This window comes from Pseudarthrobacter sp. MEB009 (assembly GCF_030208875.1).
In the GTDB taxonomy this organism is placed as follows: domain Bacteria; phylum Actinomycetota; class Actinomycetes; order Actinomycetales; family Micrococcaceae; genus Arthrobacter.
Genome location: NZ_JARVTC010000011.1, coordinates 125580 through 146147, shown reverse-complemented (window position 1 = coordinate 146147; position 20568 = coordinate 125580). Strand labels below are relative to the sequence as shown.

At 66.4% G+C, this 20568-nt stretch carries 10 protein-coding genes; 4 read left to right on the top strand and 6 right to left on the bottom strand.

The genetic code is table 11. The features are described from left to right. Positions 1 to 19: 19 nt before the first annotated feature. Positions 20 to 1423, top strand: coding sequence for a glucose-6-phosphate dehydrogenase (locus tag QRN07_RS10435; protein ID WP_050687080.1), 1404 nt, complete (start codon positions 20 to 22; stop codon positions 1421 to 1423). A gap of 97 nt (positions 1424 to 1520) precedes the next feature. On the opposite strand, the gene QRN07_RS10430 is transcribed toward QRN07_RS10435, so the two are convergent. Together QRN07_RS10430 and QRN07_RS10425 are read right to left on the bottom strand one after the other, a co-directional pair. Continuing rightward, positions 1521 to 1859 carry a P-II family nitrogen regulator gene (locus tag QRN07_RS10430; RefSeq protein WP_050687078.1) on the bottom strand — a complete coding sequence of 113 codons (339 nt, stop codon included), beginning with the start codon at positions 1857 to 1859 and terminating at the stop codon, positions 1521 to 1523. After that, entirely contained in the window at positions 1856 to 3190 is a 1335-nt protein-coding gene (locus tag QRN07_RS10425; RefSeq protein WP_050687076.1) for an ammonium transporter, read from the bottom strand. The genes QRN07_RS10430 and QRN07_RS10425 overlap by 4 nt, the downstream gene beginning before the upstream one ends. Before the next feature lie 226 nt (positions 3191 to 3416). Here QRN07_RS10425 and QRN07_RS10420 point away from each other — a divergent pair, with 226 nt between their 5' ends. Further along, the gene (locus tag QRN07_RS10420) at positions 3417 to 4670 is read left to right on the top strand and encodes an MFS transporter (RefSeq protein WP_050687075.1); all 1254 of its coding nucleotides are present in this window, start codon (positions 3417 to 3419) and stop codon (positions 4668 to 4670) included. Positions 4671 to 4735: 65 nt separating this feature from the next. Beyond that, on the top strand, positions 4736 to 6433 hold the full coding sequence (locus QRN07_RS10415; protein WP_157370966.1) for a hypothetical protein: 1698 nt from the start codon (positions 4736 to 4738) through the stop codon (positions 6431 to 6433). Between the two features lie 119 nt (positions 6434 to 6552). Here the strand turns inward: QRN07_RS10415 and ftsY are convergent, their stop codons facing one another. Further along, positions 6553 to 7755 (bottom strand): signal recognition particle-docking protein FtsY, encoded by a 1203-nt coding sequence (gene ftsY, locus QRN07_RS10410; RefSeq protein ID WP_050687996.1) that lies wholly within the window; start codon positions 7753 to 7755, stop codon positions 6553 to 6555. Positions 7756 to 7836: 81 nt separating this feature from the next. Then, the gene (gene smc / locus QRN07_RS10405; RefSeq protein WP_197273629.1) at positions 7837 to 11421 is read right to left on the bottom strand and encodes a chromosome segregation protein SMC; all 3585 of its coding nucleotides are present in this window, start codon (positions 11419 to 11421) and stop codon (positions 7837 to 7839) included. 395 nt (positions 11422 to 11816) lie between these two features. On the opposite strand from smc, the gene QRN07_RS10400 reads away from it, so the two are divergent. After that, positions 11817 to 18158 carry a DUF4082 domain-containing protein gene (locus QRN07_RS10400; RefSeq protein ID WP_285240986.1) on the top strand — a complete coding sequence of 2114 codons (6342 nt, stop codon included), beginning with the start codon at positions 11817 to 11819 and terminating at the stop codon, positions 18156 to 18158. Between the two features lie 31 nt (positions 18159 to 18189). Here the strand turns inward: QRN07_RS10400 and QRN07_RS10395 are convergent, their stop codons facing one another. Both QRN07_RS10395 and QRN07_RS10390 read right to left on the bottom strand, forming a co-directional pair. Continuing rightward, on the bottom strand, positions 18190 to 19233 hold the full coding sequence (locus QRN07_RS10395) for a TolB-like translocation protein (protein ID WP_285240985.1): 1044 nt from the start codon (positions 19231 to 19233) through the stop codon (positions 18190 to 18192). Continuing rightward, positions 19230 to 20567, bottom strand: coding sequence for an MFS transporter (locus QRN07_RS10390; protein WP_285240984.1), 1338 nt, complete (start codon positions 20565 to 20567; stop codon positions 19230 to 19232). Before QRN07_RS10390 ends, QRN07_RS10395 begins: the two co-directional genes overlap by 4 nt. Between the last annotated feature and the right edge of the window lies 1 nt (position 20568).

Here is a 20568-nt window from a genome sequence, read left to right as displayed (position 1 = left end):
ATGATGGCATGCTGGCAAAATGACGAGCCAAACAACTGTACGGACCCTGCTCATCCTTGGCGCCTCCGGCGACCTGACCGGGCGGCTCCTGCTGCCGGGCCTGGCCAGCCTGGTGGTGCGCGGCCGCGCCGATGGCCTGACCCTGGTGGGTGCAGGCTCCGATCCGTGGACAGCCGCGCAGTGGCAGGAGCGGCTGCAGGCGTCGTTCGCCGCTGAAGGTGCAGAGGCCGGCGCCGACGGCGCGGCGGCCCTGAAGTCCCTGGCCGCCGCCAGCAGCTACCACCAGCTGGATGTCACGGCGGAAGACGGGCTGGCCTCGCTGCTGCGGACACTCGATGGCCCGGTCGCGGTGTACTTCGCCCTGCCGCCGAAGATCAGCCAGCTGGCGTGCGGGGTCCTCCGGCCGGAGGAGGTTCCCGCCGGCACCCGGCTGGTGATGGAAAAGCCCTTCGGGGCCGGTGCCGAGTCTGCCCGGGAGCTGAACCGGACCCTGGCCCGGCTGGTGCCGGAGGACCACATCCACCGGGTGGACCATTTCCTGGGCAAAGCCACGGTGCTGAACATTCTGGGCCTGCGGTTCGCCAACAATTTCCTGGAGCCGGTATGGAACCGGGAGCACATCGAGAAGGTGGAGATCATCTTCGACGAGGACCTGGCCCTGGAAGGCCGCGCCCGCTATTACGACGGCGCCGGAGCGCTGCGGGACATGATCCAGAGCCACCTCCTGCAGATCATGGCGCTGATGGCCATCGAGCCGCCTGCCAGCATCCACGAGCGGGACCTCCGCGACGCCATCGCCGGGGTGCTGCGCGCCAGCAGCGTCAACGGACCATTCAACCGGTCCACCCGCCGGGCGCGGTACACCGCCGGCACGGTTGGCGGGAAGGACGTCCCGGACTATGCCGCCGAAGAAGGCGTGGATGCCTCCCGCGGGACCGAAACCCTTGCCGAAGTCCAGGTCGGCATCGATAACTGGCGCTGGAAGGGTGTGCCCTTCATCCTGCGGTCAGGGAAGGCGCTGGGCGCCAAACGCAAGGAGGCGGTGGTGACGTTCCGGCCCGTCCCGCACCTGCCCAAGGGCTTCAGCGGTGTTGACTCCCCCAACCAACTCCGGATCGGGTTCGGGCCGGACACGCTGCAGTTCGACGTCGACGTGGATGGGCCAGGGGACCTCTTCACGTTGACGCGGACCACCTTGGAGGCCGAACTGAGCGGCGCCGACCTGCTCCCCTACGGCGAAGTCCTGGAAGGTGTGCTTACCGGGGATCCGCTGCTGTCCGTCCGCGGCGACACCGCGGAGGACTGCTGGCGCATTGTTGAACCGGTGCTGCAGGCGTGGCAGGACGGCGAGGTGCCGCTGGATGAGTACGACGCCGGATCGGAAGGCCCCGCGTCCTGGTCCGGAGCCGCCGGGGCCAGGTAGGCCGCTGCCGGGCCCGGGGGCCGTTCACCCCGGCAACGCAGGAAGGGCAGGGAACCTGACCGGTTCCCTGCCCTTCCTTATTGCTTCGCTGCCAGTGCTAGATCGCGGCCACGCCGCGCTCCCCGGTGCGGACCCGGACTGCCTCAAAGACGTCCATGGTCCAGACCTTGCCGTCTCCGGCCCGGCCGGTGTTGGAACTGGCGATGATCACGTCGAGGATGTCATCCGCCTGCTCATCGGTGGCCAGCACCTCCACCCGGATCTTGGGCAGGAGATCCACGTTGTACTCAGCGCCGCGGTAAACCTCCGTATAGCCACGCTGCCGGCCGTAACCGCTGGCTGCGCTGACCGTCAGGCCCTGGACCCCGTAGGATTCCAGTCCCTCCCGGATTGCTTCGAGCTTTTCCGGCCTGACGATTGCAGTGATCAGTTTCATGCCCCCACGCTTTCCTTGCCTGTTGCTGCTTCATTCCTGCCAGCCGCTTCGGGCTGGGACTTGCCGGTGATCATGTCGTGGAGCGGGGAGAAGCTGCCGCCGTGTCCGCCAACACCGAACTCGTAGGCGGTCTCGGCGTGCAGGCTGAGGTCCACACCCACCGATTCCTGTTCCTGCGAGACCCGGAAGCCCATGGTCTTGTGGATTGCCAGGGCGATGATGGTGGTCATCACCGCTGAGTAGGCGATGGCGATGCCGGCTGCTGCGAGCTGGGCCCACATCTGGGTCATGCCGCCGCCGTAGAAGAGGCCGCCGCCCACGCCTTCTTCGGGGAGGGCGATGAAGCCCAGTGCCACGGTGCCGATGATGCCGGAGACGAGGTGCACACCGACGACGTCGAGCGAGTCATCGAAGCCCCACCTGAACTTCAGGCCGACCGCCAGGGCGGAGGCCACACCGGCCACCACGCCGAGGCCCAGGGCGGCCACGGGGCTGACGTTGGCGCAGGCCGGGGTGATGGCCACGAGGCCTGCGACGACGCCTGATGCGGCACCGAGGGACGTAGGGTGGCCGTCGCGGATGCGTTCGGTGACGAGCCAGCCGAGCATTGCCGCTGCGGGTGCTGCCAGCGTGTTGATCCAGATGAGGCCGCCCTGCTCTGCGGTGGTGGCCGCGCCGCCGTTGAAGCCGAACCAGCCGAACCACAGGATGGCCGCGCCGAGCATCACAAACGGGATGTTGTGCGGGCGGTGGTTGGGGTCCTTACCGAACCCCTTGCGGTTGCCCACGATGAAGACGAGGATCAGTGCCGCGACGCCGGCGTTGATGTGCACCACGGTGCCGCCGGCGAAGTCGATGGCTTCCCCGAGCGCTGCACCAACGGCACCCTCCGTGCTGAAGAGGCCACCGCCCCACACCATGTAGGCCAGGGGGCAGTACACCAGGGTGACCCAGACGGGGACGAACACGGTCCAGGCGCCGAACTTGGCGCGGTCGGCGATCGCACCGCTGATGAGCGCGACGGTGATGATGGCGAAGGTGGCGCCGAAGCCAACGGCGATGAGGCCGTCAGGGGTGTCAATGCCTTCCAATCCGAACTTGGCGAAGGGGTTGCCCACCATCTGGAGGAAGCCATCGCCGGAGGACATGGAGTAGCCCCAGAGAATCCAGACAACGCCCACCATGCCGATGGAGATGAAGCTCATCATCATCATGTTCAGTGCTGCTTTGGCGCGTGTCATGCCGCCGTAGAAGAATGCCAAGCCCGGTGTCATCAGCAGCACTAGCGCTGCAGACACCATGACCCATACGTGACCTGCGGTAAGTTCCATGGTGCACGTCCTCTCTCACTCGAATCTTGCGGAGTTCTCCGCCTGCCAACGCCGTTTGCGTCCTGTAACGAGTGTGTCGGCGCCGTGTTTCGCTCGCGGAGGATTTAGATTGCGGGCCTGTTACAACAACCTCTAGGAAGTAAATGGTGCATATCCGCCTTGTTACGGTTATGTTTCTGCACTTTCGCCGGATCCCGGCGTCCCACCCGGCAAGGAATCACGCATCATGACCGCAACACCGCGCACCGGCGGCGCCACTGCACGGATTTTGGCCCGGCTCCGGCCGCCACGCGAGCGCCTGCCGCGGGACATCAAGGTGATGCTTGCCGCCGCGTTCCTGATTGCCCTCGGATTCGGGCTTGTTGCGCCGGTATTGCCGCAGTTCGCCACAACCTTCGACGTGGGGGCAACAGCGGCGGCCGTCATTGTGAGCATCTTCGCGTTTATGCGCCTGGTGTTTGCGCCTGCCGGCGGGGTGCTGATCGCCCGGCTGGGTGAGCGTCCCGTGTACGTGGGCGGGCTGCTCATCGTGGCGGCCTCCACCGCGGCCTGCGCCTTCGCCCAGGACTACTGGCAGTTGCTGGTGTTCCGTGGCTTGGGCGGCGTGGGGTCGGTGATGTTTACGGTAGCCTCCATGGCCCTGGTGATCCGGTTGGCGCCGCCCGAGAGCCGGGGACGCGTCTCCGGGGCCTACGCCTCGGCGTTCCTCATTGGCAACGTGGCAGGACCCATCGTGGGCGGGCTGCTGGCCGGCTTCGGGTTGCGGGTCCCGTTCCTTGCCTACGCCGCCGCTTTGGTGCTGGCCGCCGTTGTGGTCCAGACCCAGCTCAGCCATCAACGGAGGTCAGCGGACGACGGCGGCCCCGCCATCCCTGCGATGCTCTTCTCCGAGGGCCTCCGGATCCCCGCCTACCGATCGGCGCTGCTGTCCAGTTTCGCCAACGGCTGGGCTACCTTCGGCGTCCGCATGGCAACAGTTCCCTTGTTTGCAGTGGCCGCGCTGGGGGCCGGGCCGGAATCGGCGGGTCTGGCGCTGGCCGTCTTCGCTGCCGGAAACGCCGCTGCGCTGACGTTTTCCGGCCGGCTGGCAGACTCCCTGGGGCGCAGGCCCATGATGGTCGCCGGCTTGCTGGTGGCCGGGCTTTCGACCGCTGGAATCGGGCTCACGTCCGGGTTGGGCTGGTTCCTGGCGGCGTCGGCGGTGGCGGGGATCGGCTCCGGCCTGCTGGGACCGGCCCAACAGGCAGCGCTGGCGGACGTGATCGGCAACGGCCGCTCCGGCGGCAGGGTCCTGGCCGCCTACCAGATGACGGCGGACATCGGCGCGATCGCCGGTCCTGTCCTGGCAGGCATCCTGGCGGACAAACTGGGGTACGGATGGGCGTTCGGCATCACCGGCGGCATCCTGCTCCTGGCCGCGGCGGCCTGGACCGCCACCCCGGAAACCCTCGTCCGGCGTCCAGCCGGGCCTGCCCAATAGCAGCAGGGGAAGCGTCATTCGCTAGGCTATGCGGTAACACACCCAAACGTTGGAGTAACCTGCGCATGCCTTCTTCTGATCCCTTGCCACCCGAACATCCGCCCGGCCCGGCCCGCCGGGACACCAGGCCCGGCTCCCGGAAATGGTGGCCGCTGGCACTGGTCGCCGCCGTTGTGGTGATCGCCCTGATCATCTTCGTCCTGCCGCTCCTCCAGAATGGCGGCGGTACCCCGGCAGCCACCTCGCAGCCCACCAGCGAACCGACGGCCACAGCCACAGCCACAGCGACGAAGTCGTTGCCGCCCGCGCCGCCTGTCACGTATTACAACCAGGCCGGTCCGCCGGCCGGTTCGCCGCTGACCGCCGTTGACGCCATGACCCTGAAGGTCTCTGCCGACAAAACCGGAACGTCCATGCCGGAGGGCATCGTGGGCCTTTCGCTGGAAGCCACCGACCTGGCGGACACTAATTTGCGCGGCGACAACGCCGAAATGGTGGCGCTCCTTTCCGGCCTCAAAAAACCCCATCTCCGCTTTGGCGGCAGTTCCGTGGACAGGCGGATGTACTGGACGTCCACGGGCGAGCCCATCCCGGGGAACCTGACCGGTGACAAGCCCCGCCCGGTCCGGGCTGTTACTCCGGCGGATTTCGAACGCGTCAACACGCTCCTCGAGGCGACCGATGCAACCATCAGCCTGACTGTGGACCTGGGCCACTTCGACCCACCCCGGGCAGCGGACATGATGAAGTACGCCGCAGATATCTTCAAAGCCCGGCTGGTCAGCGTCACCGTAGGGAACGAACCGAACGGTTTCCCCACCAGCGGCGTGCGGCCGTCAGGATGGGACCGCGACGACTATTTGGCTGAGCTGAAGGAATACGCCGACGCCATTTTTGCCGTGGCACCCCAGGTTCCGTTGCTGGGACCGGGCGCTTACGCCGAGTCCTGGTGGGAACCGTTCGTAAAAACGACCACGCAGCAGAAGAAGATCCTGTCGCTGCATCACTACCCGCTGACCAGTTGTGATGCGAAGGACCCGCAAAGTGCGCCGACCATGGCGAACCTCATGACGCGCCAGATGCATGACCGCACGCTCGCCTACCAGAAGGCGGCGCTGGAGATTGCCGGTCCGGCAGGCCTGCCGGTGTGGATCCCGGAAACCGGAATCTCGGCCTGCGATGGCGCCAACCCCACCAGCCGGACGCATGCGTCCGCGCTCTGGAGCGTTGACTACATCCTCGCGTCCGCCCAGAACGGCATCCAGCGGCTCGGCTTCCACAGCTCCCTTTTGACCTGCAAGGGCGGGCCCCCCTTGTCGCCGCTCTGCTCCGGCGGCGCCTACCTGAAGCCGGATGGCACCGTGTTTGAGCGGTCCCCGTTCTTCGGCATGTCCGTCGCGGCGGACCTGACTGGCGGTGAGTTCCTGAAGCTGGAAACCACCGGCGGCGGCCTGGCCTACGGGTACGCCCTACAGAACGCTGACGGCAGCACCAGCGTGGTCATCGTCAACGAGAATGATCCGACGCAGGCTGCGCAGACCAGCGTAAAGCTGGAACTGCCGGGCAAGGCGCTGACCGGAACCATGACCCAGATGACCGGACCGTCCTACTCCGCCGAAGGCGAAACCAAGATTGACGGCGCGCTTGAGGCTTCGGTGCCTGTGGCCTCGCGGCCCACCGTGCCCGGCTTTGCCTACGGCGAGAAAACCCAGACGTTCCAGCTGACGGCCGGCACCGCCACGGTGCTGAACTTCACCTACTGAGATCGAGCCGGCCCTCCCGGGGGCACCACAACAAAGCCCTGCTTCCGGAACCGGAAGCAGGGCTTTGTTGTGGTGCGGGGTGCCGGGGCTTGAACCGGACGCGCCGGCTGGCCGGCCCGTCAGTTGAGCAGTGCGTCCACAAAGCTTTCGGTTTCGAAGGGCGCCAGGTCATCGGCACCTTCACCCAGGCCGATCAGCTTCACCGGAACGCCCAGGGCCCGCTGGATGGCGACGACGATGCCGCCCTTGGCGGTGCCGTCCAGTTTGGTCAGGACAATGCCGGTGATGTTCACAACTTCGGCGAAGACGCGGGCCTGGTTCAAGCCGTTCTGGCCGGTGGTGGCGTCCAGGACCAGGAGCACCTCGTCCACTTCAGCCAGTTTCTCCACCACGCGCTTGACCTTGCTGAGCTCGTCCATGAGGCCCACTTTGTTCTGCAGCCGGCCCGCGGTGTCGATCATCACCACGTCGACTTCCTGGTCGATGCCGGCCTTCACCGCCTCGTAGGCAACAGAGGCCGGGTCTGCACCGTCGACGTCGGACTTTACCGTCGGTACGCCAACCCGGGAGCCCCACGTGGCAAGCTGTTCAGCTGCGGCCGCGCGGAAAGTATCCGCCGCACCCAGCAGCACGTCCTTGTCCTCGGCGACCAGAACCCGGGCAAGCTTGCCCACCGTGGTGGTCTTGCCGACGCCGTTGACGCCCACCACCATCACAACGGCGGGCTTGTCCGCGTGCCGCTGGACGTTCAGGGTCCTGTCCATGGTGGGGTCAACCAGCTTGATGAGCTCTTCACGGAGCAGCGCTTTAACGTCCTCCGGGGTGCGGGTGCCCAACACCTTCACCCGCTCGCGGAGTGCGTCAACCAGTTGCATTGTCGGTTCGGTGCCCAGGTCCGCCAGAAGCAGCGTTTCCTCGACCTCGTCCCAGACGTTTTCGTCGATTTTATCGCTGGAGAGCAGGGCCAGCAGGCCCTTGCCCATGATGTTGTTGGAGCGGACCAAGCGTTCGCGCAGCCGCGTCAGGCGGCCGGCCACCGGCAGTGGAGTCTCCACGCGGATGGTTTCCAGGCCGGCGGCGTCGTCCGGGACGGTGGTGTCCAGGCCTGCCATGTCAACTGCGGAAGGGGCCGCAGGTTCTGCGCCGGCGGGCCGGTCCTCCTCCAGGGTGCTGCCCCCCGGCCGCACCTCAGGGTCGTTGGCGTCGCGTTGCCCCGGATACTGGGTGATGTTCCTTCGGGTCTTGAGGAAAACCGGGATCAGCCCGCCGATAACCGCCAGGGCAGCAACAATGGACAAAACAATAGGAAGGATGTCATTCACATCCCCTAGCTTCTCATAATTGCACCGGCTGCCCGGGGCTGCCCGGGGCTGTCCGGGCACGGTGACCTGCCCCGCCATACGTCAGGTGTCGGCGCCCATCCGTTGGCTGATGACGGTGGAGACGCCGTCGCCGCGCATCGTCACCCCGTAAAGGGCATCGGCCACTTCCATGGTCCGCTTCTGGTGCGTGATCACGATCAGTTGGCTGGACTCGCGGAGCTCCTCGAAAATGGTGATCAGCCGGCCCAGGTTTGTGTCGTCAAGGGCGGCTTCCACCTCGTCCATAACATAGAAGGGGGAAGGCCTGGCCTTGAAGATGGCTACCAGGAGCGCGACGGCGGTGAGTGAACGTTCGCCGCCCGACAGCAGCGAGAGCCGCTTGATTTTTTTACCGGCCGGCCGCGCTTCAACCTCGATGCCGGTGGTGAGCATGTCGGTGGGGTCGGTCAGGACCAGCCGGCCTTCACCGCCGGGGAAAAGTCTGTCGAACACGCGGACGAACTGGGCCTGGGTGTCCTCGAACGCCTCCGTGAAAACGCGCTGGACCCTGTCGTCAACTTCCTTGATGATGTCCAGCAGGTCCTTCCGGCTGGCTTTGAGGTCCTCCAGCTGGCTGGCGAGGAACTGGTGCCGTTCCTCCAGTGCCGCGAACTCCTCAAGGGCCAGCGGGTTGACCTTACCCAGGCTGGCCAGGTCCCGCTCGGCCTTGCGGAGCCGTTTCTGCTGTTCCTCCCGCACGTAGGGTATTCCTTCGACAACAGCGGCCCCGTCCTGGTCAACTTCAGTGCGCAGGGCCGCCCACTTGTCCTGGCTCTCCCCCGCCGCAACGGGAACGGGGAGCTCCGGCCCGAACTCTGCCACCAGCGCCTCCGGGGTGATGCCCAGTTCGTCGATGGACCTGGTTTCCAGGGCTTCAATCCGGGCGCGCTGCTGGGTCCGGGCCAATTCGTCCCGGTGCGCGGTATCGGTAAGGTCGGCGTGCTCCCGGGCCAGGGCATCGTTGGCGGCCCGGATTTCCACCAGCCCCTGGTCCCGCCGTTCGCGGTTCTGTTCGGCAAGGTCCCGTCCGTGCGCCGCCAGGTCCACGGAAATGTCCACGAACCGGTTGGCCACCTCAACCGCTGCCGAAACCGCCGACGCACGCCGTGCCTGCAGGCGCCGGCGACGGGCACGCTCCGCCGCTTCCTCCCTTGCCCGGCGCTCAGTGGCGGCCGCCCGTTCGAGGGACACGGCCCGGTTGCGGGTAGCGGTGAGCTGTTCTTCGGAACTGCGCAGCGAGAGCCTGGCTTCCACCTCTGCGGCACGGGCCGCTGTGGCAGCAAGCGCCAGCCGGTCCCGCTGGTCAGTGGACGGTTCCTCGTCGGCGGGGACCTCCTGCGCTGCTGCCAGCCTCGCGGCGATCCCCGCCAGCGCTTCCTCCTCCGCCACCACGTTGGCTTCCGCCCGCAGCAGGGACGCCTGGAGGCGTTCATCCTCTCCCACGGCGCTGCGCAGCACCGAATTCAGGTGGCCAAGCCGTTCGGCCACGGCAGCCAGGCGGGCGTCGGAGTCGTGCAGCTTGTCCAGGGCCGCATCTGCCCGCTGTTTGGCTTCGGACTGGCGGCCCTCGGCGCCGGCCAGGGCAAACCTGCTCCGCTCCAGCCCCGCGCTTACCCCGGCAAGTTGGGTTTCGGCGTCGGCCACTGCGGCCTGGACTTCGAGCAGTGACGGCGCCTTCGCCGAACCGCCGGTCGCGGAGACGGCCGTAAAAACATCGCCGGCCAACGTCACGGCAACTGTCTCCGGGCTCCGTGCCACCAGGGCAGCCGCTTCCGTGATGTCGTTGACGACGGCGGTCCCGGCGAGCAGGTGCCGCACCGCCGGGAGGTGTCCACCGGCACCGGCCACCAGGCCGGAAGCCCATTGGGCGCCAGGCGGCAGGTCCACGTCCCGCTGGGGCGCGGTGCCCGATACCCCGGCAGAGCCCAGCAGCAGCGCCGCCCGCCCGGCGTCGTCCGACTTCAGCAGTTCCAGGACAGCAGCTGCGGCCCCCGGGTCCTGGACCAGGACAGCCTCAGAGGCGTCCCCCAGCGCAGCGGCAATGGCTGTCTCGAAGCCTGCCTGCACCGTGAGTTCGCCGGCGAGGGTGCCCAGTACGCCGGCCACTCCGGCCTGTACTGCATGGCGGGCGCCGTCCTTGCGTTCCAGGCCAAGCCTGAGGGCATCCAGCCTGGCGGCCAGTGCGTCGCGGCGGCGGATCCCTTCATTGACCTCCAGTTTGAGGCCGGCGATGTCTTCCGTCACGCCGTCAAGAGCGGCCGACGCCTCCTCGTAATCGGCGTCCAGGGATTCCTCTCCCTCTTCGACGCCCGCCACCTGGTTTTCCAGGGCAGTGAATTCGGCCTGGGCCTTGGCGCGGCGGCCTGAGCCGGCGGACAGGGACTCCCGCAGCCGGCCCAGTTCGGCCTGGGCGGACTCCACCCGCGAACGGGCTGCGGCAACCTGACCGGCGAGCCGGGCCAGGCCTTCGCGCCGGTCTGCGGCCGCGCGGAGTTCGGCCGCAAGACGTTTATCCTCGGTGAGCGCTGCCTGCTCCGCTTCGGCTTTTTGCGCGGTGGCGGCGGCCAAGGTGGTGCGCAGGCCCTGGACGGTAACGCCCAGGCCCGCGGCTTCGGCCTGGACCCGGGCGGCCTGCTGCTCCAGATGTTCGGGGTCGCGGCCGGTTGGCGGGGCCTCATCCGACCCGAGCAGGCGGCTGCGTTCCTGCGCAAGTGACCCGAGTGAGCGGAGCCGTTCCCTGGCTGCGGACAGCCGGTACCAGGTATCCCGGGCGGCGTTCAGCTGCGGCGTGGCCTCAGCTGCCAACTGTTCCATAACGGCCTGCTCACGGCGGCCTTGTTCAAGCGCCTGCCCAACGGCGGCGCGCCGGGTTTTCAGCGCAGCCTCATCGGCGACCTCCCGGTCAAGGGCCCGCTGCAGTGACACGAGGTCGTCAGCCAAAAGCCGGGCCCGGGCGTCCCGGACGTCGAACTGGACCCGTTGTGCCCGGCGGGCCACTTCCGCCTGCTTTCCCAGGGGCGTCAGCTGGCGGCGGATCTCGCCGGTGAGGTCCGAGAGCCGCTGCAGGTTGGCCTGCATGGCCTCAAGCTTGCGCACCGTCCGTTCCTTGCGGCGGCGGTGCTTCAGGATGCCGGCGGCTTCCTCAATGAAGCCCCGCCGGTCCTCGGGGGTGGCGTGCAGGACCCTGTCGAGTTGCCCCTGCCCCACGATGACGTGCATTTCCCGGCCCAGGCCCGAATCGGAGAGCAGTTCCTGGATGTCCAGCAGCCGGCAGCCGGCACCGTTGATGGCGTACTCGGATCCGCCGGTCCGGAAGAGTGTCCTCGAAATGGTGACTTCGCTGTATTCAATGGGCAAGGCGCCGTCTGCGTTGTCGATGGTCAGCGATACGTGGGCACGGCCCAGCGGCGGCCGGCCGGAGGTGCCCGCAAAGATGACGTCTTCCATCTTCCCGCCGCGGAGTGTTTTGGCCCCCTGCTCCCCCATCACCCAGGCAAGGGCGTCCACCACATTGGATTTGCCGGACCCGTTCGGACCCACCACGGCGGTGACGCCCGGTTCAAAGTCGAAGGTGGTGGCGGACGCGAAAGACTTGAACCCCCGGACGGTCAGGCTTTTGAGGTGCAAGGTGTTTCTGGTCTCCTGGCTGGTGGTGCTGTCGCTTACCGGCCTTAAATCTACTTGCTTCCACCGACAGTGGGTGGACCTGCGGACTTCCACACACTTTTGCGGGATCGCGGCCCACATCCGCAAACTGCCTTGCCCGGCTTTTTCGGCGGGCATAGGCTCACGATCACAGGTTGCTAGAAACCGCTTGGCCAAGTGGTCTCACCCGGGTCCTCGGACCGGTTCCACTCATGGCTGGATCCTTCGCAGGTGCAGACTGCGCGGATGGGCGTTTCAAAGATCAGCCGGATTAACTGAATATCTTGGTTTGGCCGCCTCTGGGGTGGGCGGTGAAGGTTCGGGCCACATCCATGTCGGCCGCCAACGCATTGCGCGTCTTCAAATCAGGAGTTCCCATGCCAGCATCCCCCGCCCAGCGGCCTCTCACAGCCTTCCAGCGGATAGTAGGTCCACTAGCCGTCGCGCTCCTCGCCGCGCTGCTGCCGGTGGGACTTCCGGCGGGATTCCTGGCGTCGGCAGCTGCCGCGGACCCGTGCGCACCGCTGATCAACGCCGTCGCCTGCGAGAACTCCAAGCCCGGTGCTGACCCCAACGTCTGGGACATCGACGGAGCCGGTGACGAATCCATTCAGGGGTACGCCACGGAAATGAGCGTCAATGCGGGCCAGCCAGTGCGGTTCAAAGTCGACACTGCTGCGCCCAGCTACACCATCGCCATCTACCGGACAGGCTGGTACCAGGGCCTGGGCGCCCGGAAAATTGCCGACGTGACACCGTCGGCCCCGCGCCAGACCCAGCCGCAGTGCCTGCGGGACGCGGCCACAGAACTTTACGATTGCGGGACCTGGGCCGTTTCGGCCACATGGCAGGTTCCGGCCACCGCAGTGTCCGGCGTGTACTTTGCCCTGCTCACCCGCCCCGACACAGGCGACAGCAGCCACATCACCTTCGTGGTCCGCAACGACAGCAGCCACTCGGACGTCGTCTTTCAAACATCCGACACCACCTGGCAGGCCTACAACAGCTATGGTGGCTCCGACTTTTACGAAGGTGCCGCCAATGGCCGCGCCTACAAAATCAGCTACAACCGGCCTATCAATACCCGCAACGGCACCGACGGACGCGACTTCTTTTTCAGCAATGAGTACCCCTTGGTCCGCTTCCTCGAGAAGAACGGTTACGACGTCAGCTATATCAGCGGTCTGGACACCGACCGCAGCGGCGCGTTGCTGCTGAACCACAAGGTTTTCCTCTCCGTTGGCCACGACGAGTACTGGTCCGGGCCACAGCGCAGCAACGTCGAGGCGGCACGGAACGCGGGCGTCAACCTGCAGTTCCTCTCAGGGAACGAAATGTATTGGCGCGTGCGGTTTGAACCCTCCCCGGTGGACGGGGCCGCGCACCGGACCATCACTTCGTATAAGGAGACCTGGGCCAACGGCAAGATCGATCCCAGTCCAGGCTGGACCGGTACATGGCGGGATCCGCGGTATGCCTCCCAAGCCAACGGCGGCGGCCTGCCTGAAAACGCGCTGACCGGCACCATGTACATGTCCAACTACACGGACATGCCGATTCGTGTCAGCTCTGCGGAGGGAAAATCCCGGCTTTGGCGCAACACATCGCTGGCCAGCCTGGCTGCCGGTTCCACAGCCGCACTGGCTGAACACACTGTGGGGTATGAGTCCGATGAAGACCTGGACAACGGTTTCCGGCCAGCGGGCCTGATCCGGCTGTCCACCTCGACCGGAACCACACCGGAGTATCTCCGCGACTACGGAAACACTGTTTCCGCTGGCACCACCACCCACAACCTCACCCTGTACAAGGCGGCCAGTGGGGCACTGGTTTTCGGTGCCGGAACCGTGCAATGGACCTGGGGGCTGGATCAGGAACACGACGGCCCCGGGGCGCCGGCTGACCCCAGGATCCAGCAGGCCCAAATCAACCTGCTGGCTGACATGGGTGCCCAGCCGGGCACCAGGGACACCGCGCTGGCGGCCGCTGCGCGCAGCACAGACACGACCGGCCCCACAGTGGCAATCACCGCACCGGCGGACAACGCCGGTCTGGTGCACGGGACCAGCGTCACCGCCTCGGGGACTGCCACGGACGTGGGGGGCATTGTGGCCGGCGTCGAAGTTTCAACTGACGGCGGCACGTCCTGGCACCCAGCCCAAGGAAAGCAGAACTGGACATACACCTACATCCAAAAAGGTCTGGGCACTGCTGCCCTGAAGGTGCGCGCCGTGGACGACAGCGCGAATATCGGTGCCGTTGCCACCCGGACCGCCCAGCTCACCGGCCCCTACTCCGTATTTGGCCAGCAGATACCAGCGATACCCGACGCCCAGGATGGCGGCGCGTATGAGCTCGGATTGAAGATCACCCCCACCGTGGATGGTTTCATCAGCGGCGTCCGGTTCTACAAGAGTTCAGCCAACACGGGAACACACAACGGTTCACTCTGGAATTCCGCCGGCCAGCGGCTGGCCACGGCGGCCTTCACGGCCGAGACAGCTTCCGGCTGGCAGAAGGTGAGCTTCGGCCAGGCCGTCGCCGTCTCTGCAGGCAGCACCTACACGGTTTCCTACACAGCCCCGAACGGCCACTACGCGAGCACCAACTACCAGTGGGTCAGCTTCGGCTCCGTCGAGCCCCCGTTGACCGTGGCGGGGGGCTTCGGCAGCCCGCCGGCCGGTGTCTACGGTGTGGCCGGCTCCCATCCCACCAGCAGCTACAACAGCGGAAACTACTTCGTCGATGCGTTGTTCGAACTGACCGACAACACGCCACTCTCCGCGGGCGGGCAGTGGCCCCTCCCGGGATCGTCCAGTGTTCCGCAGGGCTCCACCGTCGGGGCAATCTTCTCCAAGCCCGTCACGGCGTCCACGGTCAGCCTGACCCTGAAGGATGCAAATGGCGCGCCGGTTGCCGGGGCCTCGGCCTACGATCCTGTCTCCCGGAAGGCCACCTTCACCCCGGCTGCTCCGCTGGCCCTTGCCACCACCTTCACCGCGACGCTCACGGGCACCACTTCCAGTGGGGTCACCCTCAGCTCGGGTGGGTCCTGGTTCTTCACCACAGTAGTTTCCCCGCCACCGCCAGGTTCCTGCCCCTGCAGCTTCTATGACGAGTCCGTGGTCCCGGCCATCGAAGAGGTCATGGACGGCGTTCCATTGACCCTCGGGATCCGCTTCTCCGGCACCACCAGCGGAACTGTAACCGGCGTGAAGTTCTACAAGTCCGCCGGTAACACGGGCACCCACACCGGTTACCTTTTCACAGGCGGTGGCCAGCAGCTCGCCTCCGTCACCTTCGCCAACGAGAGCACCTCCGGATGGCAAACAGCATTCTTTGACCAGCCGGTGTCCATCAACGCCAACGCGGAATACGTTGTCGCCTACAAGTCGCTTACGGGTGCCTACTCGGCAACCGGCAACGGGTTCGGCAACGGCTTGAGCGTAGGAAACCTGCGGACTTACTCGGACGCCGGTGCCTACTCATACTCCGGCGACTTCCCAGGATCGCATTCCTCGGCGAGTTACCTGGTGGACGTGGTGGCGCAGTTCCCCGACCCGCCGTTCACCGCCGGCGGGCAACAGCCCCTGGCCGGATCCTCCAGCGTGGCACTGGACAGCACCGTCTCCACCGTCCTGTCCAAACCCGCCACCGCCTCAACCGTCAAAATAACCCTCACCGGACCCGGCACCACATACGTCGCCGGCACCACCGCCTACGACCCCGCCACCAACAAGGCAACCTTCACCCCCACCGCTGCCCTGGCCCCAGCCACCACCTTCACCGCCACCCTCACCGCAACCTCCACCACAGGACAGCAACTCTCGGCAGGCAGCATCTGGACCTTCACCACCGTCCCCGAACCACGCATCGCAGGAGCCTGCCCCTGCACCCTCTTCCAGGACACCGTCACCCCCGGCATCTACGAAATCAACGACGGCGTCCCCCTCACCCTCGGCGTCCGCTTCAGCAGCACCACCGCCGGGACCATCACCGGGGTCCGCTTCTACAAAGCCGCCAGCAACACCGGCACCCACACCGGCACCCTCTTCACCGCTTCCGGCCAGCAGCTGGCCACCATCACCTTCACCAACGAAACCACCGCCGGCTGGCAAACCGCCACCTTCAACCAACCCGTCCCCATTAACGCCAACACCGAATACGTCGCCGCCTACACCACCCCCGGCACCTACTCCGCAACCTCCGGCGGACACGGCACCGCCCTCACCAGCGGGCCACTCCGCACCACAGACGGCGCAGGAGCCTTCACCTACTCCCTCGGATTCCCCGGCAACGGATCCAACGCCAGCTACCTCCTCGACGTCGTCTTCCAGGCAGCGGATCTTCCCCTCACTGCCGGCGGGGAACAGCCCCTGGCCGGATCCTCCAGCGTGGCACTGGACAGCACCGTCTCCACCGTCCTGTCCAAACCCGCCACCGCCTCAACCGTCAAAATAACCCTCACCGGACCCGGCACCACATCCGTCGCCGGCACCACCGCCTACGACCCCGCCACCAACAAGGCAACCTTCACCCCCACCGCTGCCCTGGCCCCAGCCACCACCTTCACCGCCACCCTCACCGCAACCTCCACCACAGGACAGCAACTCTCGGCAGGCAGCACCTGGACCTTCACCACCGTCCCCGAACCACGCATCGCAGGAACCTGCCCCTGCACCCTCTTCCAGGACACCGTCACCCCCGGCATTTACGAAATCAACGACGGCGTCCCCCTCACCCTCGGCGTCCGCTTCAGCAGCACCACCGCCGGGACCATCACCGGGGTCCGCTTCTACAAAGCCGCCAGCAACACCGGCACCCACACCGGCACCCTCTTCACCGCTTCCGGCCAGCAGCTGGCCACCATCACCTTCACCAACGAAACCACCGCCGGCTGGCAAACCGCCACCTTCAACCAACCCGTCCCCATTAACGCCAACACCGAATACGTCGCCGCCTACACCACCCCCGGCACCTACTCCGCAACACCCGGTGGACACGGCACCGCCCTCACCAGCGGGCCACTCCGCACCACAGACGGCGCAGGAGCCTTCACCAACGGTGCAGGGTTCCCCGGCAACGGGTCCTCGGCGAGTTACCTGGTGGACGTGGTGGCGGAGTTCCCCGACCCGCCGTTCACCGCCGGCGGGCAACAGCCCCTGGCCGGATCCTCCAGCGTGGCACTGGACAGCACCGTCTCCACCGTCCTGTCCAAACCCGCCACCGCCTCAACCGTCAAAATAACCCTCACCGGACCCGGCACCACATCCGTCGCCGGCATCACCGCCTACGACCCCGCCACCAACAAGGCAACCTTCACCCCCACCGCTGCCCTGGCCCCAGCCACCACCTTCACCGCCACCCTCACCGCAACCTCCACCACAGGACAGCAACTCTCGGCAGGCAACACCTGGACCTTCACCACCGTCCCCGAACCACGCACCGAAGGTACCTGCCCCTGCACCCTCTATCAGGACACCCTCACCCCCGCTACCAGAGACATCGACGATGTCACGGCGCTGACGCTCGGCGTCCGCTTCAGCAGCACCACCGCCGGGACCATCACCGGGGTCCGCTTCTACAAGGCCGCCAGCAACACCGGCACCCACACCGGAAAGCTCTACACCGCCGGCGGCCAGGAACTCGCCACCATCATCTTCACCAACGAAACCACCGCCGGCTGGCAAACCGCCACCTTCAGCCAATCCGTCCCCATCACCGCCAACACCGAATACACAGCCGCCTACACCACTCCTAACGGCACCTACTCCGCCACCACCGGCGGAAACAGCACAGCCCTCACCAGCGGGCCACTCCAAACTGCCCCCGGCGCAGGGGCTTTCACCTACTCCCTCGGATTCCCCGGCAACGGATCCAACGCCAACTACCTCGTCGACGTCGTCTTCCAGGCAGCACCTCCGGCCGCTCCGCCTGCACCGCAGGCGCTGACGGTGGGCGCCCAAACACCGGCGCCGGGTGCGGTGAACGTCCCCCGCGATGCCAAACCGAGCCTGACAGTTTCAGCGGCGCTGCGGGCTGGATCGGCTTTGCAGGCAACCACGGCGGGGACCAGCGTGGCGGGCACGTCGGCGATTTCCGCAGACAGCAAAACGATCACGTTCTCCCCCGCCAGCCTGCTGGCTGCCAACACCCAGGTGACTGTCCGCGCCGTCAATGTGATCTCCACCGACGGTGCGGCGTTGCCGCCCACCAGTTGGCAATTCACCACGGCCAACCCGGCAAACCAATCCATGTTTGCCACTGTCAACCCGGCATCCTCCATCTCCAGCGAGACGCGGGCCATTGAACTTGGCGTTTCGTTCCGGACCACACGCACCGGGCTGGTGACGGCCATCCGGTTCCACAAGGGTGCACTGAACACGGGAACCCACTATGGGTCGCTCTGGACCGCCGCCGGCGCCCGCCTGGTGCGGGTGGCATTCACCAATGAAACACTGTCCGGCTGGCAGACGGTGACGTTAGGCACCCCGATCCTTCTGGCCGCCAACACGGACTACGTCGTCTCCTACAACGCACCCCGTGGCCGGTACTCCTTCACCACCAACTATTTCAGCCAGGCCAGGACAGTGGGCTACCTCACCGCCGCCGCGACCCGGAATGGTCTTTACAGGCTGGGAACGGGCACCGCTGTGCCCAACCTGACCAGCAACGCCACGAACTACTTCGTGGATGTGGTCTTCTCCCCCGCGTCGTAGCGGAGGGCAGGACCTATCCAGCCCTTCAGGGTCAACGGACCACCGATGGAGACCAGGCGTGCTCCAGGAAAACAGCCGGAGCTCCCCCGGCTTTGGCGGGGAGGCTCCACACGTCGCTGTCGCCCGGTTCCCCCTCGCGCGGCAATCCGTACAGCAGCGTCTGGTCATCCAGCCACTCCACCTGGTCATCGACGTTGCGTTCCTCACCGAGAGTGACGCGCGTTCCCGTGGCGAGGTCCAGGACGGCAACCCGCCACTGGGGAGTCAACCCCGACGAGACGTTGGTTTTGAAGGCAACGCGGGTGCCATCGGGCGAGACGGATGGGCACTCCACACCATCGGCTACAGCAGTCAGCGTCCGCCGGGAGATGCTGCCCCGGACAAGCCAGAGCCTGCCGGAAGAGGCCGCAGTGGCATAAAACGCATCGGGCTCACCGGGGACAAACGTGACACCCCATAGGTTCCGGTCCGCAGCGGTGACCTGCTGCCCGTTCACCATCAACGCGAAGTCCTCCAGGTTATCCGGCGCCATTCCGCCGCCCACATGGGTGATCACGGTATCGGTGGAGAAACCCGCCGCAGCGTACGAGTGCCCCGTGACGAATACAGTCGTGGCGACAAGGCTGCCGTCGCCGCTCGACCTGGTCCGGCTGGGAATACCTTTAAGCGACCACTCCTGCAGCCGCTGATAGCTGCCACCCAGCAGGGCAGCGTCAAACCGGGTGACCATGCCGCGTTCGGTGGCCAGGCACATAAATCCGCTGCCCGTCGAGTAGACCCTGTCGCACGGCACGGTGCTGAGTGACCGGGCGCCTGTGGGATCGGCCAGGGGCACGGTGCCAGCCATACCGTAGCCCTGGCCGGCCGCCGTGTTGCGGAACAAAAGATACTGGCCATCCGGCAGCGTCCCCCCGCCCGAAGTGACAATGACGGAAGGCAGGGCAGCGCTGCTCTCCTGCAGCCGCTGGAACGCCATCACCGCGTACAGCCCGGTTCCTGCCAGGACCACCCCAGTGACCACCAAGAGGATAACCCACCGCATCCGGTTGGGCGCTGCTTCGGTCTCCGGACTCACGCAGCCGTGCCCTGGTAGCGGGCGTTCCGGAGGATGAAGTACGAGGCCGGAACAGCCACCGCCAGCAGGCACCCGACGATCACCATCGCCAGAGACGCGCCCACAACGAACCACAGCACACCAAATAGGGTGGACGACAGCACGCGGCTGAGCGCCACAACAGTCTGCGCGGCGCCGATTCCAGTGGCCAGTTTGTGCTGTGGGGTCAGTTGGCTGGCGAAAGCTGACAGCACCCCGTCGGTGGCGGCGTAGAAGGCTCCCAGGAGAACCAGGCAGCCCAGCGTTCCAGTCAGTCCCATGGCGGGGGCCGCAGCAAGGAAGTAGCAGGCCAGCAGTGCCACATGCCCGGCCAGGAACACCTTTCCCTTGCCCCACGTGTCGGCCAGCCGGCCCATGGGAACGGCCAGCAGCAGGAACACAACGTTGGTACCGACATACAGCAACGGGAACCACTGCACTGCGAATTGGTCCTTGTTTTGCAGGACCAGGTAAATGAAACCATCGCCAACGGTCAGGACGCCCAGGACAGCTGATGCCACCAGGAGCCGGCCGAGGCCGGGTTCGCGGAACATCGACCAGCGGATCGCCGGAATCCTGCGCCGCCGTGCCTCCAGAGCAGGCTCCCTGAGCACACCGGGCTCGGCCGCCCTGGCCTTCTTCACCCGGCTCTGCCGCCGGATGGGCCGGCCGGTGCGCAGATCGGGAACCACCAACACCAGGGCTGCCACCCCGATGGCGGCGAAAGCGAGCGAAACCACAAAGACTGTGCCATAGCCGTTGGGCATCAGCATGAGGATGACAAAGGCGATCAGCGGTCCGGCGGCGGCACCGATGTTGTCGAGCAGGCGGTGAACACCAAAGTGCCTCGCCAGATGCTCAGGCTGTGCCGCCGTCGTAATCAACGCGTCGCGGGGTGCGGTCCGGATCCCTTTGCCGATCCTGTCGCCCGTGACCACTGCGGCGATCGACCAGAACCCGCCGGCGAAGAGGAACCCGATCCGGGCCACCAGGGACAGGCAGTAGCCGGCCATGGCGACAGCCTTGGGTCTGCCGGCCCGGTCCGAAGCCCAGCCCGCAGCAATGCGGACCAACGCGCTGGCGCCCTGGTTGATGCCGTCAATAACACCGAACGCGATCACGGACAGGCCAAGGAAACCGGTGATGTAGAGGGGCAGCACCGCCGCCACGGATTCGGAGGAGATGTCTGTGGCCATGCTGACCACGCCGAGCCAGAGAATGGCGGGGGAAAGCCGGAAAGGCGGCGCTGGGGTGCCTTGGCTTTCTTCAACCGTGCTTTTCCTGCCGCCCTGGCGGTCCGACATGGAGATGTACATG

What these genes read in the sequence shown, in the direction of transcription:
- QRN07_RS10400 (WP_285240986.1), top strand. Translation starts at nt 11,817, where the DNA reads ATGCCAGCATCCCCCGCCCAGCGGCCTCTCACAGCCTTCCAGCGGATA.
- QRN07_RS10420 (WP_050687075.1), top strand. Translation starts at nt 3,417, where the DNA reads ATGACCGCAACACCGCGCACCGGCGGCGCCACTGCACGGATTTTGGCC.
- QRN07_RS10390 (WP_285240984.1), bottom strand. Translation starts at nt 20,567, where the DNA reads ATGTACATCTCCATGTCGGACCGCCAGGGCGGCAGGAAAAGCACGGTT.
- QRN07_RS10425 (WP_050687076.1), bottom strand. Translation starts at nt 3,190, where the DNA reads ATGGAACTTACCGCAGGTCACGTATGGGTCATGGTGTCTGCAGCGCTA.
- QRN07_RS10415 (WP_157370966.1), top strand. Translation starts at nt 4,736, where the DNA reads ATGCCTTCTTCTGATCCCTTGCCACCCGAACATCCGCCCGGCCCGGCC.
- QRN07_RS10430 (WP_050687078.1), bottom strand. Translation starts at nt 1,859, where the DNA reads ATGAAACTGATCACTGCAATCGTCAGGCCGGAAAAGCTCGAAGCAATC.
- QRN07_RS10435 (WP_050687080.1), top strand. Translation starts at nt 20, where the DNA reads ATGACGAGCCAAACAACTGTACGGACCCTGCTCATCCTTGGCGCCTCC.